General features: G+C 68.6%; 17 protein-coding genes. 7 read left to right on the forward strand and 10 right to left on the reverse strand.

The window, feature by feature from the left end:
- Nucleotides 1-144 precede the first annotated feature (144 nt).
- Nucleotides 145-615 (forward strand): winged helix-turn-helix transcriptional regulator, encoded by a 471-nt coding sequence (locus WI26_RS17950; RefSeq protein WP_059466537.1) that lies wholly within the window; start codon nucleotides 145-147, stop codon nucleotides 613-615.
- 94 nt (nucleotides 616-709) lie between these two features.
- Here the strand turns inward: WI26_RS17950 and WI26_RS17955 are convergent, their stop codons facing one another.
- The 3 genes from WI26_RS17955 to WI26_RS17965 form a co-directional block, all read right to left on the reverse strand.
- On the reverse strand, nucleotides 710-2,167 hold the full coding sequence (locus tag WI26_RS17955) for an MFS transporter (RefSeq protein WP_069226710.1): 1,458 nt from the start codon (nucleotides 2,165-2,167) through the stop codon (nucleotides 710-712).
- Between the two features lie 163 nt (nucleotides 2,168-2,330).
- The gene (locus WI26_RS17960) at nucleotides 2,331-3,098 is read right to left on the reverse strand and encodes a helix-turn-helix transcriptional regulator (RefSeq protein ID WP_069226711.1); all 768 of its coding nucleotides are present in this window, start codon (nucleotides 3,096-3,098) and stop codon (nucleotides 2,331-2,333) included.
- A 26-nt stretch (nucleotides 3,099-3,124) separates the two neighbouring features.
- Nucleotides 3,125-3,466 carry an FKBP-type peptidyl-prolyl cis-trans isomerase gene (locus WI26_RS17965; protein ID WP_059466723.1) on the reverse strand — a complete coding sequence of 114 codons (342 nt, stop codon included), beginning with the start codon at nucleotides 3,464-3,466 and terminating at the stop codon, nucleotides 3,125-3,127.
- 568 nt (nucleotides 3,467-4,034) lie between these two features.
- On the opposite strand from WI26_RS17965, the gene WI26_RS17970 reads away from it, so the two are divergent.
- On the forward strand, nucleotides 4,035-4,952 hold the full coding sequence (locus tag WI26_RS17970; protein ID WP_069226712.1) for a metal-dependent hydrolase: 918 nt from the start codon (nucleotides 4,035-4,037) through the stop codon (nucleotides 4,950-4,952).
- A gap of 438 nt (nucleotides 4,953-5,390) precedes the next feature.
- Entirely contained in the window at nucleotides 5,391-6,863 is a 1,473-nt protein-coding gene (locus tag WI26_RS17975; protein WP_069226713.1) for a sigma-54 dependent transcriptional regulator, read from the forward strand.
- 980 nt (nucleotides 6,864-7,843) lie between these two features.
- Here the strand turns inward: WI26_RS17975 and WI26_RS17980 are convergent.
- The gene (locus WI26_RS17980) at nucleotides 7,844-8,626 is read right to left on the reverse strand and encodes an ABC transporter substrate-binding protein (RefSeq protein WP_059466532.1); all 783 of its coding nucleotides are present in this window, start codon (nucleotides 8,624-8,626) and stop codon (nucleotides 7,844-7,846) included.
- A gap of 234 nt (nucleotides 8,627-8,860) precedes the next feature.
- On the opposite strand from WI26_RS17980, the gene WI26_RS17985 reads away from it, so the two are divergent.
- Together WI26_RS17985 and WI26_RS17990 are read left to right on the forward strand one after the other, a co-directional pair.
- A complete protein-coding gene (locus WI26_RS17985; protein ID WP_059466531.1) occupies nucleotides 8,861-9,280 on the forward strand; it encodes an MbcA/ParS/Xre antitoxin family protein in 420 nt (139 codons plus the stop codon).
- A 2-nt stretch (nucleotides 9,281-9,282) separates the two neighbouring features.
- Nucleotides 9,283-9,981, forward strand: a complete 699-nt coding sequence (locus WI26_RS17990; protein ID WP_059595530.1) for an RES family NAD+ phosphorylase — start codon at nucleotides 9,283-9,285, stop codon at nucleotides 9,979-9,981.
- A 78-nt stretch (nucleotides 9,982-10,059) separates the two neighbouring features.
- On the opposite strand, the gene WI26_RS17995 is transcribed toward WI26_RS17990, so the two are convergent.
- On the reverse strand, nucleotides 10,060-10,785 hold the full coding sequence (locus WI26_RS17995) for a metallophosphoesterase (protein ID WP_069226714.1): 726 nt from the start codon (nucleotides 10,783-10,785) through the stop codon (nucleotides 10,060-10,062).
- A gap of 136 nt (nucleotides 10,786-10,921) precedes the next feature.
- Here WI26_RS17995 and WI26_RS18000 point away from each other — a divergent pair, with 136 nt between their 5' ends.
- The gene (locus tag WI26_RS18000; RefSeq protein ID WP_059466529.1) at nucleotides 10,922-11,575 is read left to right on the forward strand and encodes a DUF1345 domain-containing protein; all 654 of its coding nucleotides are present in this window, start codon (nucleotides 10,922-10,924) and stop codon (nucleotides 11,573-11,575) included.
- Nucleotides 11,576-11,773: 198 nt separating this feature from the next.
- On the opposite strand, the gene WI26_RS18005 is transcribed toward WI26_RS18000, so the two are convergent.
- Nucleotides 11,774-12,484, reverse strand: a complete 711-nt coding sequence (locus WI26_RS18005; RefSeq protein ID WP_069226715.1) for a class I SAM-dependent methyltransferase — start codon at nucleotides 12,482-12,484, stop codon at nucleotides 11,774-11,776.
- A gap of 306 nt (nucleotides 12,485-12,790) precedes the next feature.
- Between WI26_RS18005 and WI26_RS18010 the strand changes: the two genes are divergently transcribed.
- On the forward strand, nucleotides 12,791-14,440 hold the full coding sequence (locus tag WI26_RS18010; protein WP_069227770.1) for a DUF3459 domain-containing protein: 1,650 nt from the start codon (nucleotides 12,791-12,793) through the stop codon (nucleotides 14,438-14,440).
- A gap of 40 nt (nucleotides 14,441-14,480) precedes the next feature.
- Here the strand turns inward: WI26_RS18010 and WI26_RS18015 are convergent, their stop codons facing one another.
- From WI26_RS18015 to WI26_RS18030, 4 genes are all read right to left on the reverse strand, one after another.
- A complete protein-coding gene (locus WI26_RS18015; RefSeq protein WP_069227771.1) occupies nucleotides 14,481-15,065 on the reverse strand; it encodes a thiamine phosphate synthase in 585 nt (194 codons plus the stop codon).
- A 22-nt stretch (nucleotides 15,066-15,087) separates the two neighbouring features.
- On the reverse strand, nucleotides 15,088-16,428 hold the full coding sequence (locus WI26_RS18020; protein WP_069226716.1) for a hemolysin family protein: 1,341 nt from the start codon (nucleotides 16,426-16,428) through the stop codon (nucleotides 15,088-15,090).
- A gap of 88 nt (nucleotides 16,429-16,516) precedes the next feature.
- The gene (locus tag WI26_RS18025; protein ID WP_059539936.1) at nucleotides 16,517-17,296 is read right to left on the reverse strand and encodes a sensor histidine kinase; all 780 of its coding nucleotides are present in this window, start codon (nucleotides 17,294-17,296) and stop codon (nucleotides 16,517-16,519) included.
- Between the two features lie 67 nt (nucleotides 17,297-17,363).
- Nucleotides 17,364-18,287 (reverse strand): DMT family transporter, encoded by a 924-nt coding sequence (locus WI26_RS18030; RefSeq protein WP_059466525.1) that lies wholly within the window; start codon nucleotides 18,285-18,287, stop codon nucleotides 17,364-17,366.
- Between the last annotated feature and the right edge of the window lie 36 nt (nucleotides 18,288-18,323).

Genomic DNA, 18,323 nt, shown 5'->3' on the forward strand with positions numbered 1-18,323 from the left:
CTCAAGTAGTTGCAATTTGAAAGTAGTGTGAGTGTAGGAAAAGTAGTTTTAAAATGCAACCTGTGTAGCGGCGGGCGACAGGCCCGCGCACGGACGGCCGTCGGCTTGCGAAGGCGTCGGCGCGACAGTGGAGTGGAGAGCAATATGGCCAGACAGAAAAGTCTCGCGGATTCGCCGTGCCCGGTGGCGCGGGCGACCGATATCGTCGGCGATCGCTGGGCGTTGCTGATCGTGCGCGACGCGTTCGATGGCGTGCGCCGGTTCGGCGATTTTCGTGCGAGCCTCGGCGTCGCGAGCAACATCCTGTCGGATCGGCTCAGGATGCTGGTGGACGCCGGCGTATTCGAAGTCGTGCCCGCGTCGGACGGCAGCGCATATCAGGAGTACGCGTTGACGAAGAAGGGCGACGGGCTGTTTCCGGTGATCGTGATGTTGCGGCAGTGGGGCGAGGCGAACCTGTTCGCGCGCGGCGAGCCGCATTCGGTGCTGGTCGAGCGCAAGACGGGCCGTGCGATCCGCAAGCTAGCGCTTCGGCACGACGACGGCCGGCCGCTGAAGGCGACGGAGACGGTCGTGCGGAAGGTGGGCGGCGAGGGGGGCGGGACGCGGGCGTGAGTGTCCGGTCGGCGCGCGATGCAAGGAACGCGTCGTTGCCGCTTCGCGACGTCGCCGCGCCGGACATGCATTCGACGACCGCCGAGCGCACCGTTCAATCGGCTGCCGAAACCACGCGGCGCACACCGGATGCGCCGCGATGCGCATCCGGCCTGACCAGCGTTGCGAGCAACGCTGCAGCGATCAGCAGCCCGGCCGATACGCCGGTTTCGACATGCAGGCCGTCCACCGTCTGCCACGCGCCGCCGCCACCCGCGAGCGCACCGAACGCGGCGACGCCCATCGCGCCGCCGGCCTGTCGTGCGGTGTTCACCACGGCCGACGCGATTCCCGCGCGGTCCTGCTCGACCGACGCGAGCACGGCCGTCGTCATCGCGGGCACCGCGAAGCCCATGCCGGTCGGAATCAGCAGGAATGGCACGAGCAGCAGCGGCAGCGGCGTCGACGCATCGACGAAATGCAGCGCTCCATAGCCGAGCGCGGCGACCAGCGCGCCCGCGAGCATCGGCGCGCGCGGGCCGTGACGCGCGACCGCGCGGCCGCTCGCGAGGTTCGACAGCAGGAAGCCGCCGGTGAGCGGCAGGAACGCGAGCCCCGCCTGCCACGCCGATTCGCCGCGCACGCGCTGCAGGTACAGCGCAAGCACGAACACCGTGCCGTAGTACGTGAGGTTCACGCAGATCCCGAACAGCACCGCCGCGCTGAACGTGCGGCGACGGAACAGCGACAGCGGCAGCATCGGCGTCGCGGTGCGCGACTCGATCACGATGAACGCGAGCGCGGCCAGCGCCGCGAGCGCGAAGCCGCCGGCGACGACCGGATGCGTGAAGCCGAGCGGTTGCCATTCGATCACGGCGGCGGTTAGCGCGGTCAGCATCGCGATCGCGGTGAGCTGGCCGCGCAGGTCGAGTGCCCGCACGGAGCGCACGGGTGTCGTGGGTTGCTTCGAGGCGGCGGCGATGCGACGCGCGGGCACCCATGCGAACGTGGCCGCCAGTCCCGCCGTACACAACGGCAGATTCACGAGGAAGATGCCGCGCCAGCCCCATGCGGCAATCAGCAAGCCGCCCACAACCGGGCCGGCCGCGATCGAGATCGAGCCCGCGGCCGTCCACCAGCCGACGGCACGGGCGCGCAGACGCGGATCGTGCCGGCAGGCGTCGTTGAGCAGTGCGAGCGAATTCGGCAGCATCGCCGCGGCGCCGACGCCCTGCAGCGCGCGTGCGGCGATCAGTATCGCGGGCGCATCCGCGGCGCCGCACGCAAGCGAAGCGAGCGCGAACAGCACGAGGCCGGCGATGTACAAGCGGCGCGCGCCGAAGCGGTCGCCCAGTGCGCCGCCCGACAGCATCAGCACCGCGAACGCGAGCGTATATGCGTCGACGACCCACTGCAGGCCGGCGACCGGCAGATGCAGATCGCCTGCCAGATGCGCGAGCGCGATGTTGACGATCGTTACGTCGAGCTGCGTGACGACGAAGCCGATGCTGACGGTCGCGACGATGCGGGCAAGCACGGGTGGAAAGGCGGGGGAGCGCATGGTCGTATCCATGCACCCATCGTAGGACGCGACGGGCGGGCGACGTTTCAGGCAGGCGTGAAGCGTCGATATCGGTCGGCTTGCCGGCGGACGCGGCGCCAGGGAACCGGCGGCCCGGAGGCTCAGCGAGCCGTGACGCGGCCTTTCGGCAGGCTGGAGCGGTGTGCGCGAGTGCTCAGTGCTGCTCGCCGCGCCAGCGCCCGGGCGCGACGCCGAAGCGCTTCGTGAAGGCGTGCGTGAAAGCGCTTTGGTCGGCGAAGCCGACCATGCCGGCGATGTCGACGAGCGGATGGCGGCCGTCCGCGAGCAGCACGACGGCGGCGTCGAGCCGCAGCCGCTGCAGGTAGCGGTGCGGGGTTTCGCCGAATGCGTCGACGAACAATTGATGAAACCGGCGCATCCCGTAGCCGCAGTGCGCGGCGAGATCGGCGATGCGCAGCGGCTCCGCGAGCCGGACACGCAGCCAGCGGTCGATACGCGCGAAATCCAGGCCCGCCGCGGGCGCGGCGAGGTTGATGTCGCCGAGCAGCGCATCGCACAGACGCGCGGCGGCCTGCCACTGGAAACGATGGGCGTGCCGCGTGTCGTCGGCCGGCCCGTCGAGTCGCGCGGCCGCCGCCGCGACCTGCGCGACGAGCGACGTCAGCGCCGGGTCGATCGACACGGCACGCGCGCTGTCGAACAGCCGCTGCGGCACCGCAAGCGACGCGACGGGCAGGTCGAGCACGAGCTGGCGATTGTCGCCGAGGCCCGCGTAATCGTGGCGCGCGCCGGCCGGAATCAGCCACGCCGCGTGCCGGTCGATGCGCTGGCCGACGCCGTCCACCGCCATCACCATCGCGCCGTCGACGCCGAGCACGATCTGGTGAAAGTCGTGCACGTCGGACGCTTCGCACGTGTCGTAACGGCGCAGCGAGATGGCGGGGGACGGGATGCGTTCCATCGGAAGAGCGTCGGCCGACGGCGTCGTCAGACGTCGAGCAGTTCGACTTCGAATACGAGCGTCGCGTTCGGCGGAATTACGCCGCCTGCGCCGCGCGGGCCGTAGCCGAGTTGCGGCGGGATCGTCAGGCGACGCACGCCGCCGACCTTCATGCCCTGCACGCCTTCGTCCCAGCCCTTGATGACCATGCCGCCGCCGAGCACGAACGCGAACGGGTCGTTGCGGTCCTTGCTCGAGTCGAATTTCTGACCGTCGGTCAGCCAGCCCGTGTAATGGACGCTGACGGTCTTGCCGGCTTGCGCTTCCGCGCCGGTGCCTTCGGTCAGGTCCTCGATCTTGAGGCCCGATGCGGTCGTGGTGACAGACATGACTTCTCCTGAAAAGGGTTCGGTAAAGCCGCTATTGTAGGCGAGCGCGCACGGTGCCGCCGCGCGCGCCGCGGGCGCCGCCGCATGCCGCGCTCGCGCCGTTCGGGCATCGTGCCCCGAATGCAAATGGAACGCGCGTTTGAATTTTTCGCGAAGCGAATCGACGCAGTTGCACCGAGCGAATGCCGGATGCGTATGAATCGGTGTGATCCGGCTGTTCGGCATCGCGCCGAACGTCGCCGCGCGATTGCACGCAATGCCCGTCGCACGGGGCTTTCGCTTCGGTTCCGGCCACGGCGCACGCCGCACGTCCACGGGCCGCGCGACGGCATGCGCGTTCGAATCGCGGCACGCGCGAACGCCGCTCGTACGTCGTTTTTTCCGCGCTGCCGACCGCGCCCCGTTTGGAAGCGCGCGTCTACCGCGCGGCTTGCGCGCGGCGCCGGCCGGCGCCTATCTTTACAGCTATCGATGTCAAGATTTCGGCGTTGCGCGATGCGCTGCCCGGGCCGCGCCGACGAGGTCGCGACGGCTGCCGGGCCGCCCGAAAACCAGGAGAACGACGAACATGAAGTCAGCCGCTTCCGCCACCGCAGCCGAGGTGATGCCGGTGCGCCGCGACCTGCGCTTCGACCTGCCGGTCGAACGCGTGAAGGACTGGAACGGGCTCGGCCCGCACGTGACCCACTTCTTCAATGCGCTATCGCTGCTGTTTCCGGCCGGCGAACGCTTTTTCATGGATTCGGTGCGCAATTATCGCGACCGGATCGACGACCCGGTGCTCAAGCGGCAGGTGCTCGGCTTCATCGGCCAGGAAGCGATGCATACGCGCGAGCACGTCGAATACAACGAGCTGATGCAGGCCAACCGCCTGCCCGCGCGCAAGCTCGACAAGCGCGTGTGGACGGTGCTCGGCTTCGCGAAGCGCACGCTGCCGCATTCGGTGCAGCTCGCGCATACCGTCGCCGCCGAGCACTACACGGCGATGCTCGCGGACTGGCTCTTGCGCGACCCGACGCGCCTGGACGGCTCGGTCGAAGGCTACCGGCAGATGTGGCTGTGGCATGCGCTCGAGGAAACCGAGCACAAGGCCGTGTCCTACGACGTGTGGAACGCCGTGATGAAACCGGGCCTGCGCCGCTACCTGATCCGCATCGGCGTGTACCTGGTGACGACGCTGACCTTCTGGCCGACCGTGTTCCTGATGCACGTGACGCTGCTGTCGCGCGATCGCGACATCAGGCATCGCGTGCGCGGCATGCTGCGCATGATTGCGTTCCTGTACGGGCCACGTCGCGGGCTGTTCCCGCGCATCGCACGTGAATGGCTGAGCTTTTTCCGGCCGGGCTTCCATCCGTGGGACCACGACAACCGCCACCACCTCGCGCGCGTCGACGCGCTCGTCGCCGCCTTCGGCGAACACGACGGCGCATCGGCCGGACGCGGCCGCGCCAACGCACTCGCGCCGCTCGCCTCGGGGCGCTGACGCCGCCGCGCCACGCGGCACGTGTTGCGTTCGTGCATCAACCCCACTTCTTCTGACGATTGACCGGCGTCAAGCGGAAAACGGTTGCGCGAGCGGGCGCCGGTACGGCCGCCGGGGGCCAGGCCGGTGCCTGCGGCCGGTCCGATTCCACGCGCCCGGCGTCGCGTGTCGCACCGGCGCGCCCGCACCGGCGCGGCTTCGCGCGCCCGATACCCGTACGGCCGTGTTTCGCACGCGTCTCGCCACCGGGATATCACCCATCTAGCCGCGCGTCGGCAGCACCGATATATCGTTCATGAAAGGATCCGCCCGGCGCGCGATTATTGCCCGGGGGGATTTTATTCGGACGGAAATGCGGCCAATATGTCGGTTCGATCGAGGTCCTTCGGATGCGGCGGCGAGCCGGCGCACGATAACAACGCCAAGCGGGGAAGAACGATGGTTGCAAGGTCACCCGACGCAAGCGGGACGGCGGCGTCCGAGATGCCGCTCGTGTCCGTTACCGCCCCCGAGGCCGGACGCAAGCTGTTCGTGATCATGCGTTCGCCGGACGAGCCGTTGCTGGCGCAACTGCGCGGGCTCGGCTGGGACATCTCGGTCGCGAAGACGGCCGGCGCCGCGCAGAACATGACGTCCGGCGTGAACGTCGCTGCCGGGCTCGTCGATTTCGCGGGCTTCACGTCGCGCGACTATCCCGCGCTGAAGGCGTGCCTGAGCCAGCCGGCGATCGGCTGGATATCCGTCGCGCAGGCCGGCGTCACGATCGGCGCTGCCGTGCGCGAACTGATTCGCAGCTACTGTTTCGATTATGTGACGTTGCCGTTGCCGTACGAATGGATTTCGCACGTGCTCGGCCACGCGCGCGGGATGGCCGCGCTCGATCGCGTCGATGGCGCCGCGTACGCGGCGTCGATCGGCGAGCACGGGATGATCGGCAACTGCGAAGCGATGCAGCAGCTGTTCAGCACGATCCGCAAGGTCGCGAAAACCGATGCGAGCGTGTTCATCTCCGGCGAGTCGGGCACCGGCAAGGAACTCACGGCGCTCGCGATCCACGAGCGCTCGGTGCGCGGCAAGGGGCCATTCGTCGCGATCAACTGCGGCGCGATTCCGCATCACCTGCTGCAGTCGGAACTGTTCGGCTACGAGCGCGGCGCATTCACCGGGGCGAACCAGCGGCGCGCGGGCCGGATCGAATCCGCGAACGGCGGCACGCTGTTTCTCGACGAAATCGGCGACATGCCGGTCGAAAGCCAGGCGAGCCTGCTGCGCTTCCTGCAGGAAGGGAAGATCGAGCGGCTCGGCGGCCAGGAGTCGATTCCGGTCGATGTACGGATCATCTCGGCGACGCACGTGGATCTCGACGGCGCCGTCGAAGCCGGGCGCTTCCGCGCGGACCTCTATCACCGGCTTTGCGTGCTGCGCATTCATGAGCCGCCGCTGCGCGCGCGCGGCAAGGACATCGACATCCTCGCGCATTACGTGCTGCAGAAATACAAGGCCGACAGCGGCCGCAAGATCAGCGGCTTCACGTCGGCCGCGCTCGACGCGATGCGCCGCTACGAGTGGCCCGGCAACGTGCGCGAGCTGATCAACCGGGTGCGCCGCGCGATCGTGATGGCCGAGAGCCGGCTGCTGACGCCGCACGATCTCGGGCTCGATGTCCCGGGCGAAACGGAGCCCGTGACGCTCGAGCAGGCGCGTTCGCTCGCCGAGCGCACCGCGATCGAAAACGCGCTGCTGCGCAACGATCACCGGATCAACAAGGCCGCCGCCGAACTCGGCATCTCGCGCGTCACGCTTTACCGGATGATGATCGAGCACGGGCTCAACGACCACGACAACAACGGCGACAACGGCGGAAAGGACAGCGCGCCGCCCGACGACGCCGACCACCAGCGAGTCGGCTGAACGGCGGCACGGAAGCGTCCGCAAGCGCCCCGTACGGGAGCGTCCGGCGGCGTGTAAAGCGCGTGAAACGTTTCCCGCCGACGGCCACCCAAATCGACCCGTGAAACGCGCGTGGCGGCATGCCGCCCGTGCCGGGAAAATTTTCCTCATCGTCCACGCGCCTTGTCCCGCAAGGCGTTGCCGCCACACGGACGCGCCCGCCTGCGCCCTGCATGTTTCAGTTTCGCAACGTCCCGCCTGTCCCGCCCGTTCCGGTCGCGGGCTTGTCCGATGAAAGCCTTGTGCGGCCGGCCCGGAACGAAGCTGGCCCGCTCCTTGCGGCGTTTGAGGTGCGAAAGTCGACGACGTGGCGTCCGGCCGGTTCGGCAGCGAACCATGCGAGGACCGGCAAGGACGCAGTCCGCGGGGATGACCGGACGGACGGGCCGCACGGCCCCGCTCCGGATGGCATGGGCCGTTGTCGACGGATCGTCGGGGCGCCGGCGGTGTCCGGTTGCCGGTACAAGCTACGGTTCGAATACGGGGTAGAAAAATGACGAACGATCGCCACACGCCGCGGCCGGCAGGCCGCGATCGCAGTGATTCGGCCCATCGCCGGTCGACCGCGCATCTTGCTGCCGGCCGGCATGCGTCGACAGGCCACCTCTCCGCGCCCGGTGCGAGGCGGATCCGGCTGATACCCGGTCATCCGCGCCGGGCCGGCACTTTCCCGCTCGCCAACCCGATCCGCATGGGGATGTGCACGCGGGCGCCGGTCCCCCGGCGCCCGGTCTTCGCTTATTGACGACGTCGAGCGCCTGCGGTCGCCAGCGCAGGCGATCCGTTTGCAATGCGAATGACGTGCGGCGTCCGGATGCGCGATACGGACGATGAGCCGGCACGGCGGCGAACGTCAGGGAGGCGTCGCCGTCCGGCGGGCAGGGGAAGGGCGGTCAGGCCGCGCGCGACGGTTATCGCACCCGTGCGCGCGCGGCGCCGCTTCAGCCGCCGTAGATGTCGAAGTCGAAGTACTTCGACGCGAGCCGCTTGTACGTGCCGTCCTTGACCATGTCGAGGATCGCGCGATCGATCTTCGCCTTCAGGTCGGTGTCTTCCTTGCGCAGTCCGATGCCGGCGCCGATGCCGAGCACCTTCTCGTCGACGAGTTCGGGCCCGACGAACTGGTAGCCCGCGCCGCGCGGCGACTTCAGGAACCCGATCGCGGCCTGCACCTCATCCTGCAGCGCGGCGTCGAGGCGGCCCGACGTCAGGTCCGCATACACGCCGTCCTGGTTCTGGTACGACACGACGTTCGCCCCTTGCTTCGCCCAGTATGCCTTCGCATACGCTTCCTGCGTCGTGCCCTGTTCGACGCCGATCGACTTGCCCTTCAGCGATTCGGCCGTCGGCAGCAGCGGCGAGCCCTTCTTCACGACGAGCCGCGTCGGCTGGTTGTAGATCTTCGTCGTGAAGCCGATCTGTTCCGCGCGCTGCGGCGTGATCGACATCGACGACAGCACCGCGTCGAATTTCTTCGCCTTCAGCGCCGGGATCATTCCGTCGAAATCGTTCTCGAGCCACACGCACTTCGCCTTCAGCCGCGCGCAGATCTCGTTGCCCAGGTCGATGTCGAAGCCGACGAGCTTGCCGTCGGGCGCCTTCGATTCGAACGGCGCGTAGCTGGCGTCGGTGCCGAAGCGCAGCGTGGTCCAGTCCTTCGCGACGGCGGGGCCTGCCGATACCGCGAGCAGGGCGATCGAAACGGCGGCAATCAGTCTCTTCATGGTGGTTCCTTGGCGTGGTCTATCCGGTTCTGGGCGACACGGTTGCTGCGGAGACGCATCGCGTCCCGGCGCGCTGTCCGCACGGTCATTAACGCAGAAAATAAAATATCAGTCCAGAATGGACAAAAAATATCGATCCATCGGACGGAATGCCGCCGCTGCGGGGGGGCGACCCTTGCAAAAATGCGGAAATGGACTAATCTTGTTAGTAAATTCGTTTAGAGACTAACGATCATGTCACAGCCCGCCTTCGATCCACATTCCGCCCCGCGGCAGGCCTCGGTCGCGCAGATGTCGGCGGCCGGCCTGCGCGCGTTCTTCAACATCGCGCGCGACTGGGAGCTGACGATCGACGAACAGATCGTGCTGCTCGGGTCGCCCGGCCGCTCGACGTTCTTCAAGTGGAAGGCAGCGCCGGAATCGGCGCGCCTGCCGCGCGATACGCTCGAGCGGCTATCGCTGCTGCTCGGCATCTACAAGTCGCTGCAGATCCTGCTGCCGCAGCCGGCCGCGGCCGACACCTGGGTCAAGCGGCCCAACGACGCCGCGCCGTTCGGCGGCAAGCGCGCGCTCGACCGCATGCTTGCCGGCAACGTCGGCGATCTGGTTGCCGTCCGTCAATATCTCGACGCGATGCGGGGTGGTTGGGCGTGACGATGCCGATCGAAGAAATACGACACTGGCCCACGACCATCGTCGACTGGGCACCTGCCTATCGCGTGATTCCCACCCGTTTTCCGGCCATCAACCTGTTCGACCGCGTCGCGGCCGCCGAGGATTTCGACGCGCTGTATGCGCTCGAATCGCTGACCAACGACCGTATCCGCAACGAAGTCGGCACGCTCGAACTCGTGCCGCCGGCTGAGCGTCGCTACGGCCCCGGCTGGGGGCCGATCATGGCCGCGTTCACGCACCTCAATCCGCAGGGCAGCCGCTTTTCCGACGGCAGCTATGGCGTGTTCTACTGCGGTCGGTCGCGCGATACGGCGATCGCCGAGACGCGTTATCACAGCGGGCTGTTCCTGGCCGCGACGAAGGAGGCACCGATGCGCCAGCAGATGCGGCTGTACACGGTGTACGCGCAGGGCGACGTCGCCGACGTGCGCACGTGGCCGCAGCGCAGCCCGGGGCTGCTCGATCCGCTCGACTACAGCGCCGGGCAGGCGCTCGGCCGCGCGGTGCGCAATGCGGGCGGCGCGGGGATCGTCTATCCGTCGGTGCGCGACCCGCTCGGCGAGTGTCTCGCGGCGTTTCGCACGACGTTGCTGCGCGACTGTCATCACGCGGCATATCTCGAATACAACTGGAACGGCTCCGCGATCGATGCGGTGTTCGAACTGAACCAGGTCGGCTAGCGAGCGCACGCAACCGCGTGCGCGTCGCGGCGCGATGCACGCTGCCGGCCCAAGGTCGGTTATTGACGAGAACGGGCCTTAAGGCAGTGGCAAGTCGCCCGCGTGACGTGCGCGCGCGTCGGCCTGCGTGAGCGACCACGTCTTGCCCGTGCGCGGCTCGACGATCGTCAGGCGTCCCGACGGTGCGAACGCGCCGGTGTCGATGAACCATTGCGCGCCGATGCGCTGCGGCGCGCGCACGGGCGTATGGCCGGTGCAGGTCAGCGACAGGCCGGCCTGCCGGGCCGGGTCGGCGAGCCCCTGCACCAGGTCGCGCCCCCAGATCAGTCGCTCGCGCACGTCGGGCGAATAGCTGCCCGTGTCGAGTTCGGCGTCCGCGCCGAAGAATTCCGCGTGCAGCACATTGAAGCGCGCGGGGCCGTCGCCAATCACGCGCACGAGCGGCAGTGCGTCGACGCGCGCCGCATGCGCGTGCAGCCGTTCCGGCGGGAGATCGGCGCCCCAGTCGCCGCCGATTCCACGCCACGCGTCGGGCGACAGCTTGCCACGCGACACGAGGCTCAGCACTTCTTCGTGATTGCCGCGCACCACATGGCACCACGGGCGGTCGAGCAGTTCGAGCGCGGTTTCGGAGGCGGGGCCGCGGTCGACGAGATCGCCGACCGAGAACAGCCGGTCGCGAGCCGGGTCGAAGCCGACGTCGTGCAGCAGCGCGCGCAGCACATCCACGCAGCCGTGCAGATCGCCCACGACGAAGTCGCGGCCGGCCGCGTTCGCGGGATGATGGCAGAGGACGGGAGTCATCCCGATATCTTAGGCGCTCGCGCCCATCGCAACGTCATGCAGGAATGGCGATAATCGGGGCGGTACCGCCCGGCGCCGTGCAGCGGGCTGCTAGCACGCCGGCCGAATCCTTTCCATCCGCTTTCGGAATCGTACGATGACGCTTTATCCGCAGGTATTACGCAACCGGCCGCGCATGGTCGCCGCCCTCGCCGCCGGCGTGCTGTGCGCGGTGCTGCTGCCGTTGCAGCTGAGGCCGACGGTGCGCGCGCTGATCGGCTGGGATTGCACGATCTGGCTGTATCTCGTGCTGATGTGGGTGCGCATGGTTACCGCGCATCATCATCAGGTGCGCGAGATCGCGATCCGCGAGGACGAGAACGCGACGACCGTGCTGACGGTCATCTGCATCGCGACGGTCGCGAGCGTCGCCGCGATCGCGATCGAACTCGCCACCGCGAAGAACGTGGGCTTTCGCGCCGGGCTCGGCCATTACGCGGTCACGGGCGCGACGCTGTTCGGTGCATGGTTCCTGATTCCGACGATCTTCACGCTGCACTATGCGCGGCTCTATTACGGCTCGCCGAGCGGCGATCGCGCACTGCGGTTCCCCGACCGCAATCCCGAGCCCGATTACTGGGATTTCCTGTATTTCGCGTTTACGCTCGCGGTCGCGTCGCAGACGGCCGACGTGTCGCTTGCGAACCGTTCCGCTCGGCGCGCGGTGCTCGCGCAGTCCATCCTGTCGTTCTACTTCAACATGGCCGTGCTCGGACTGTCGATCAACGTTGCGGCCGGGTTGTTGAGCTGACGCGGGTGAGTTGAGCCGTGCGTACGGACTGCGACACACGAGCATGCGGCGGCCGGCAGGCCGCGCGTGGATTGTTTCGAGAAGACGCGCGATCGACGTATACGTGCCGTCGTCGCCGCGCGCCATCGCGGCTTCGAGCCCGAAGCTCGTCTGGATGTCGGTCGCGCTGACGTTGCCGCCTTGCGCCGTTTCGCGTCGTCACGCGCCGCGCCGCGCCGCGATCCACGCTCCCCAGAAAAGGCTCGAGAAAAAGCGCAGCGGCGCATCGAAGCCCGCATCGTGCAGCAATGCGAACACGGTTTCCTCCGCAGCCGGCGGATCGGCGCCCTGCAGGATTTTCGCAAGCTGCGCACGCACGGCGTCGGGCGTCGCGCCCTTCATCCGCCAGCGCTGCTGCCATGCGTCGAGCAGGCGAGGGTGGTCCGCGTAGCGGCGATAGTTGCCCGCGATCACGAGCGGTGCGCCGGGCTTCACGCGGCGCGCGATCGCGTCCAGCAGCGCGGCCTTCGCCGCGTCGCCGGGGACGTGATGCAGCACGCCGATCAGCGTCGCGCCGTCGAAGGCCGGCTCATCGGGCAGCGCGTCGACGCCGGCCTCGACGAATTGCGTGCGTGCGGCGAAACCCGCCGCTTCGACGTTGGCACGCGCGAGCGCGAGCATCGGCGCGGACGGATCGACGGCCGTGAACGCCCAGCCGGGCTCCAGCGCGGCGGGCACGCAGATTTCCTGCCCCGTGCCGCCTGCACCCACGACGAGGAGCCGCGCCTCGGGCACGCCGATCGCGGCCGCGAGCATGCACGCGGCGAGCTCGTGGCACGCGTCGTAGCCGGCGAGCGCGATGCGGGATTGTTCGGCGTATTCGTGCGCGCGTGCCGGATCGAACTTCGCGGCGCTGGCGGGGAGCGACATGGCGGATTCCTCGATGCGGGTTCGAGCGCGGACGGGTTGTCCACGCGCGTTGCACCGAGCGTAAGCGCGGGTCGGCCGCGCAACAAGACGAGCGGACATTCCGGTATGCCGACTACCCGACTCCGTGCGCGATGCACGCAAACGTCGGCGGGGTCGGTTCGCATTTAAAAATGTGACGATTCGATGCGTCGCGGCCGTGAAACCGGCGCATACTTTTCTTCCCCCTGCCTGGCCGTCGCATGCCGGGCGCCGATGCGCCGCGCCGACCGCGCGGCCATGCCGCTCGGTACGCACGAGGAGCGCATGATGTCAGATTGTCCGCACGATCCGTATGCGCAGCACTACATTCACTGTCTGCCGTTCGGCGCGCAGCCCTGCGGCGCGGTCGGCACGTCGCCGCGCACGCATTTCCGCGTATGGGCGCCGGGCAGCACGCACGTTCAGCTCGAACTCGATACCGGTATGGGCCCGACGCTCGTCCCGATGGTGGCGGCCGGTCCGAACTGGTTCGAAGCATTCGTCGAATGCGGTGCGGGCGCGCGTTACCGTTACCGGCTCGACGACGTCACGTCGATTCCCGATCCCGCATCGCGTTCGCAACCCGACGGGCTCAACGGCCCGAGCGAGGTCGTCGACCCGCGCGCGTTCACGTGGCGCAACACATTCTGGCGCGGACGTCCGTGGGAAGACATCGCGCTGTACGCGATTCGTCCGCACGCGGTGGGCGGCTTCGACGGCGTGCGCCAGCGCTTGCCTCGGCTTGCGCGTCTCGGCGTGACCGCGCTGGAGTTGCTCGCGTCGCCGCACGACAGCCTGCCGTTCGCACCGCTCGCGGCAGAGGGCGGTCCCGACGCCCTGAAGGCGCTGATCGACGATGCACACGGCTACGGTCTCGCGGTTCTGCTCGAACTCGATTACGCGCGCTTCGGCAGCGGCACCGACGCGCTGCGCCATTACGCGGCGCCGTTCTTCCATACGCGCGACGATCCGCTGCGGGTGCCGCCGCTCGCGCTCGACCATCCGGATGTGTGCGACTTCTTCTGCGACAACGCGCTGTACTGGATCGACGAATACCGTTGCGATGGCTTGCGGCTGCGCGAGGCCGACCGAATCGGCACGTCGTGGTTGCGCGAGATCGCCGACCGCGTGCGTGCGGCCGTGCCGGCCGACCGGATGATCCACCTGGTGCTCGGCAGCGAGCGCCATCCGGTGCATCTGGCCGATACGCATTTCGATGCGCAGTGGAATGGTTGCGGAGAACGCGCGCTGCATCGGCTGACGGGGCGCGACGGGTCGGCGCACGAAGGGATTTCACCTCACCAGTCGATCCACACGCTCGCTCGCGCGCTGACCGCGGCAGGCGCGGCATTCCAGCCGGCCACGGCGGGCGACGGTTCACACGCCGAAGGGTTGTCGCTCACGTCGCTGGTGCTGTCCGATGGCGCATGGCGCGAGAGCGTGCAGGGCGATCGCGAGCAAACTCCCGGTCTCGCGGCGCTTGCGCTATCGCTGCTCACGCCGCAGATCCCGCTGGTCTTCGACGAAACCGCGCGCGATGCCGATCGTGCGCATTTCGTGCAGTCCGCGCTCGCGGTGCGCGCGAAGCTGATTGCGCCGCGGCTGTCCGATTGCCGGCCGCAGGACGCGCATGCGCTGAAGGCGAGCGGTGACGGCGATGCCGATGCGCTGCTTGCATCATGGCGGCTCGCCGATGACGAAACGCTGACCATCGCATTGAACCTGTCGCCGGACGCGGTGCCGTTCGATGCGCCGAGCGGGCAGGTCGTGTTCGAGACGCCTGCGCGCGCACGCGACCGGATCGATGAAGGCGAGTTGCCGCCGTATTCGCTCGTCGCGTGGCTGACGGGGGACGTCAACCAATACGCGCTGACGCACGACGTGCGCCGGATCGACGACAGCACATGGCGCGCGATGCGTGCCGTTCCGCGCGCATGATGCCTGCGGACTGCCGGGCGCAGGCGCGCCGGCCGCACTCTTACCAGAAGCCGCGGATGCCCGCGACGCCGTACGCGCCATGGCGACGCGCGACGTCGAGATGCGCGCGGGTCATGCCGCCGAGCGCATAGACCGGCATCGCGGCCTGCGCGGCCAACGTGGCGAATCGCGCCCAGCCGAGCGTCGGCGCGCCGGGATGGCTGAGGGTTGGCAATACCGGTGACAGCGTGGCGAAATCCACGCCCGCACGCGCGGCCAGCGCGAGATCGTCGGCCGTGTGGCATGCGGCCGACATGCGGCGCGCGGCCGGCAGCGGCCGTTGCGCGACGGCGCGCAGCGCGGCGCCGTCGAGGTGCCAGCCCGCGCCGTCGAGCTGCATCACGCCCGCCGCGTCGATCGGTCCGTTGAGCATCAGTTGCGCGCCGGCCGCGTCGCAGCGCGCGAGCGCATCGGCGGCCAGCCGCGCGAATGCGTCTGCGTCGAACGACTTCACGCGCAATTGCACGAGCGTCTCGCCGTGCGCGAGCACGGCCGACAGCCTGTCGAGGAATGCGCGGCAATCGGTGGCCGCCATGGACGACGGCTCCGGCGTGATCACGTAGCAGCGCGGCAGCGTCGGCGTCATCGCGCGCGACAAGCGGAGGCCGTCATTCGTCGGCCTCCTTCGCGATTTTCGGATAGACGCGCACCAGTACGATCCGCGGCCCGTTCATCTTCTTCACGACGACGTCGAAGCGATCGAACGACACGCGCTGCCCTTCGGTCGGCAAATCGCTGAGCGCCTGGATCACGAGGCCGCCGACCGATTCCGCGCGCCCTTCGTCGATGTCGATGCCGAGCGCCTGCTCGAGCGACACGACGGGCAGGCTCCCCTTGCCCATCAGCGTGCCGTCGTCGAGACGGCTCCAGTCCGCATCGCCCTGGCGGAACTCGTCGTGAATCTGGCCGACCAGCGCGCCGAGCAGGTTGTCGAGCGTCAGGAAGCCGATCGGCTTCTCGCCCTTGTTGCCGACCAGCGCGAAGTGCGGCGCACCCTTGCGGAAGCGGCGGAACAGCTCCAGCGCGGGCGTGTCGGGCTTCACGTACTGCACCGGGCGCACGTAGTCGGACAGGTCCTCGAGCGCCGCACCGGCATGGCGCGCGAGCAACAGGTCCTTCAGATGGATCAGCCCGCTTACGTGTTCGCGCGACGCATCCTCGAACAGCGGATAGCGGCTGAAGCGGTGCCGCGCGACGATCTCCATGTTGTCGGGCAGCGGCAGGTCGCGGCGCAGACCGATCATTTCATGCGCCGGCCGCATCAGGTCCGATACCGTCATCGACGAGAAATCGAGCGAATGCGCGAGCGTGTTCCACTCGTCGTTGGTGTACGTGCCGCGCGCCGGCTGAGCCGTGTTGCCCGCGCTGCGGCGGCTGCGCAGGATCAGCTTCAGCTCGTCGGTCGAATAGTGCGCATCGCCGCCGTGGTCAGCCGACAGCCCCGCGAGCCTCAGCACCGCGTTCGCGCTGGTGTTGAGCACCCAGATCGCCGGATACATCGCCCAGTAGAACACGTAGAGCGGCAGCGCGACCCACAGGCCGACCTTTTCCGACTGGCGGATCGCCATCGATTTCGGTGCGAGCTCGCCGACCACGATGTGCAGGAACGAGATCAGCGAGAACGCGAACACGAGCGAGATCAGGTGCACGATGCGTTCGGACTGCACGCCGATCAGGTCGAGCAGCGGGCCGATCAGTTCAGCGAAAGCCGGTTCGCCGACCCAGCCCAGGCCGAGCGACGCGAGCGTGATGCCGAGCTGACACGCGGACAGATAAGCGTCGAGCCGGCCGTGCACGACGGCGAGGATGCGCCCGCGCAGCCCGTGCTTGCGGGCAAGTGTCTTGACGCGCGTCGCGCGCAGTTTGACGAGGCCGAATTCGGCTGCGACGAAAAAACCGTTGAGGGCCACCAGGAACAACGCGCCGATGAGCGCGAAGATCTGTAACAAAGAATTGCTCCAGTCATGACAGGCCCGTCAGTATAGGGCCGGAAAGGGAAAGGGAAAGGTAAATGTAATGATTCGGGCGGCCGATCGCTTACACCGGCGCCTCGCAGGGGATGGAGAACGAGAGGGTGGCGGCGGAGCCGTCGGCGAACGGAGTGTGCGCGAAGGTGCCGCCGTGCGCGAGCGCGACACGCTGGCACAGTGCGAGCGCCCACGCGACGCGTTTCGCGTCGCGCGCACGCAGCATCTCGCGGCGGGCGAACGGTTCGAATGCATGCGGCAGCGCCGGATCGCCGAGGGCGTCGGCGTTCACGTCGCAGGCGACGTGCGCGACGCACAGCGCGCCGTCGCGCGTACACGTGAAGGTCACGCGACTGCCGGCGGCGCTGGTTTCGACGGCCGTCGTCAGCATCGTCCAGAGCGCTTGCGCGATGCGTTCGCGATCGGCGCTCAGCGACGGCTCGCCGTCGGGCAGCGTCGCGTCGACGGTCACCTGCCGAGCGTCGGCGAGCGCGACGCGCACCAGTGCGAGCGTGTCGTCGAGCAGCGGGCGCAGCGCGAACGGCTGCGCGGCGATCGCGAGCGTGCGCGTTGCCGCGCGCGGCGCGTCGAGCACGTCGTCGATCAGCGCGACCTGCTGGTCGATCCCCGCGCGAATGCCCGCGAGTGCGCGCTGCAGGTTCGGGTCGGCACCGGCGAGCTGGCGCTCGAGCACGTACGCCCAGCTGTGCATCGCGTTCAGCGGGCTGCGCAGGTCGTGCGATGCGGTGGACAGCGCCTGGTCGCGCAGGAACAGCGCGGCCTCGGCGGCATAGTGCGCTGCGCGTTCGCGCAGGAGATCGGCGGCGGGATCGACGGGATGGGGCGTCACGGAGCTGGCCTGTCGGAAGCGGTTGGCATGAAAGACACGCGAACCGCCATTATAGGGATCGCGCGCGTCACGCCGGCAGCGCGTCTTCGTCCTTTTTCCGGGCGTCGCCGTTCGGCAGCAACTGGCAGGCGAGCAGGCCGGCCAGCATCAGCGCGCAGCCGATCAGCGCACGCAGCGTCAGTGTCTCGCCGAGCGCGGCCCAGCCCGCGATGGCCGCGAACACGCCTTCCATGCTGAAGATCACGGCCGCGTGCGCGGGCGCCGCATCGCGCTGCGCGACGACCTGCAGCGTATAGCCGACACCGACCGACAGTAGCCCGCCGTACAGCAGTGTCGGCAGCGCGCTGCGCAGCATCGCGATGCTGACCGGCTCGATCACGAGGCCGGCCGCGAGGCATAGCGCGCCGCACGCGACGAACTGCAGGAACGCGAGCACGAGCGGATCGTGCCGCTTCGCGAAATGGCCGACGGCCATCACGTGCGCGGCGATGATCACGGCGCCCACGAGCTGGAACCAGTCGCCGTAGAGCACCGAGAAATGCTCGTCGATGCTGAGGAAGTACAGCCCGATCGCCGCGAGCAGCGCGCCGAACCACGTGCCGGCGCCGATCCGGTGGCGGACGAACACGCCCATCAGCGGCACGATCACGACGTACAGCGAGCTGATGAAGCCCGCGTTCGCGACCCGTGTGTACTGCAGGCCGAACTGCTGCAGCGAGATCGACACGGCGAGCAGCCCGCCGAGCGCGAGGCCGGGCGCGAGCAGCGCCGGCTCGCGACGAATGGCCGCGAGTTGCGCGCGCGAGCCCGCGTTGAACGCCAGCAGCGGGATCAGCACCAGTGCGCCGAGCAGAAAGCGCAGCCCCGTAAACAGGAACGGCCCGATCACGTCGAGGCTTAGTCGTTGCGCGACGAACGCCGAGCCCCAGATCGCGGCGGCGCCGAGCATCAGCAGGTTGGCACGGAGATGCTTGCGGGCTTCGGGCTTCATCGGAATTCTTCGGAAGATTGCGAACGGCGAAACCGA

Source organism: Burkholderia diffusa (genome assembly GCF_001718315.1).
GTDB lineage: Bacteria > Pseudomonadota > Gammaproteobacteria > Burkholderiales > Burkholderiaceae > Burkholderia > Burkholderia diffusa_B.

Coding starts and splice junctions, on each gene's coding strand:
- WI26_RS17960 (WP_069226711.1), bottom strand. CDS start 3,098: ATGGAACGCATCCCGTCCCCCGCCATCTCGCTGCGCCGTTACGACACG.
- WI26_RS17980 (WP_059466532.1), bottom strand. CDS start 8,626: ATGAAGAGACTGATTGCCGCCGTTTCGATCGCCCTGCTCGCGGTATCG.
- WI26_RS18000 (WP_059466529.1), top strand. CDS start 10,922: ATGACGCTTTATCCGCAGGTATTACGCAACCGGCCGCGCATGGTCGCC.
- WI26_RS17975 (WP_069226713.1), top strand. CDS start 5,391: ATGGTTGCAAGGTCACCCGACGCAAGCGGGACGGCGGCGTCCGAGATG.
- WI26_RS18010 (WP_069227770.1), top strand. CDS start 12,791: ATGTCAGATTGTCCGCACGATCCGTATGCGCAGCACTACATTCACTGT.
- WI26_RS17965 (WP_059466723.1), bottom strand. CDS start 3,466: ATGTCTGTCACCACGACCGCATCGGGCCTCAAGATCGAGGACCTGACC.
- WI26_RS18030 (WP_059466525.1), bottom strand. CDS start 18,287: ATGAAGCCCGAAGCCCGCAAGCATCTCCGTGCCAACCTGCTGATGCTC.
- WI26_RS17985 (WP_059466531.1), top strand. CDS start 8,861: ATGTCACAGCCCGCCTTCGATCCACATTCCGCCCCGCGGCAGGCCTCG.
- WI26_RS18015 (WP_069227771.1), bottom strand. CDS start 15,065: ATGACGCCGACGCTGCCGCGCTGCTACGTGATCACGCCGGAGCCGTCG.
- WI26_RS17955 (WP_069226710.1), bottom strand. CDS start 2,167: ATGGATACGACCATGCGCTCCCCCGCCTTTCCACCCGTGCTTGCCCGC.
- WI26_RS17995 (WP_069226714.1), bottom strand. CDS start 10,785: ATGACTCCCGTCCTCTGCCATCATCCCGCGAACGCGGCCGGCCGCGAC.
- WI26_RS17950 (WP_059466537.1), top strand. CDS start 145: ATGGCCAGACAGAAAAGTCTCGCGGATTCGCCGTGCCCGGTGGCGCGG.
- WI26_RS18005 (WP_069226715.1), bottom strand. CDS start 12,484: ATGTCGCTCCCCGCCAGCGCCGCGAAGTTCGATCCGGCACGCGCGCAC.
- WI26_RS17990 (WP_059595530.1), top strand. CDS start 9,283: ATGCCGATCGAAGAAATACGACACTGGCCCACGACCATCGTCGACTGG.
- WI26_RS17970 (WP_069226712.1), top strand. CDS start 4,035: ATGAAGTCAGCCGCTTCCGCCACCGCAGCCGAGGTGATGCCGGTGCGC.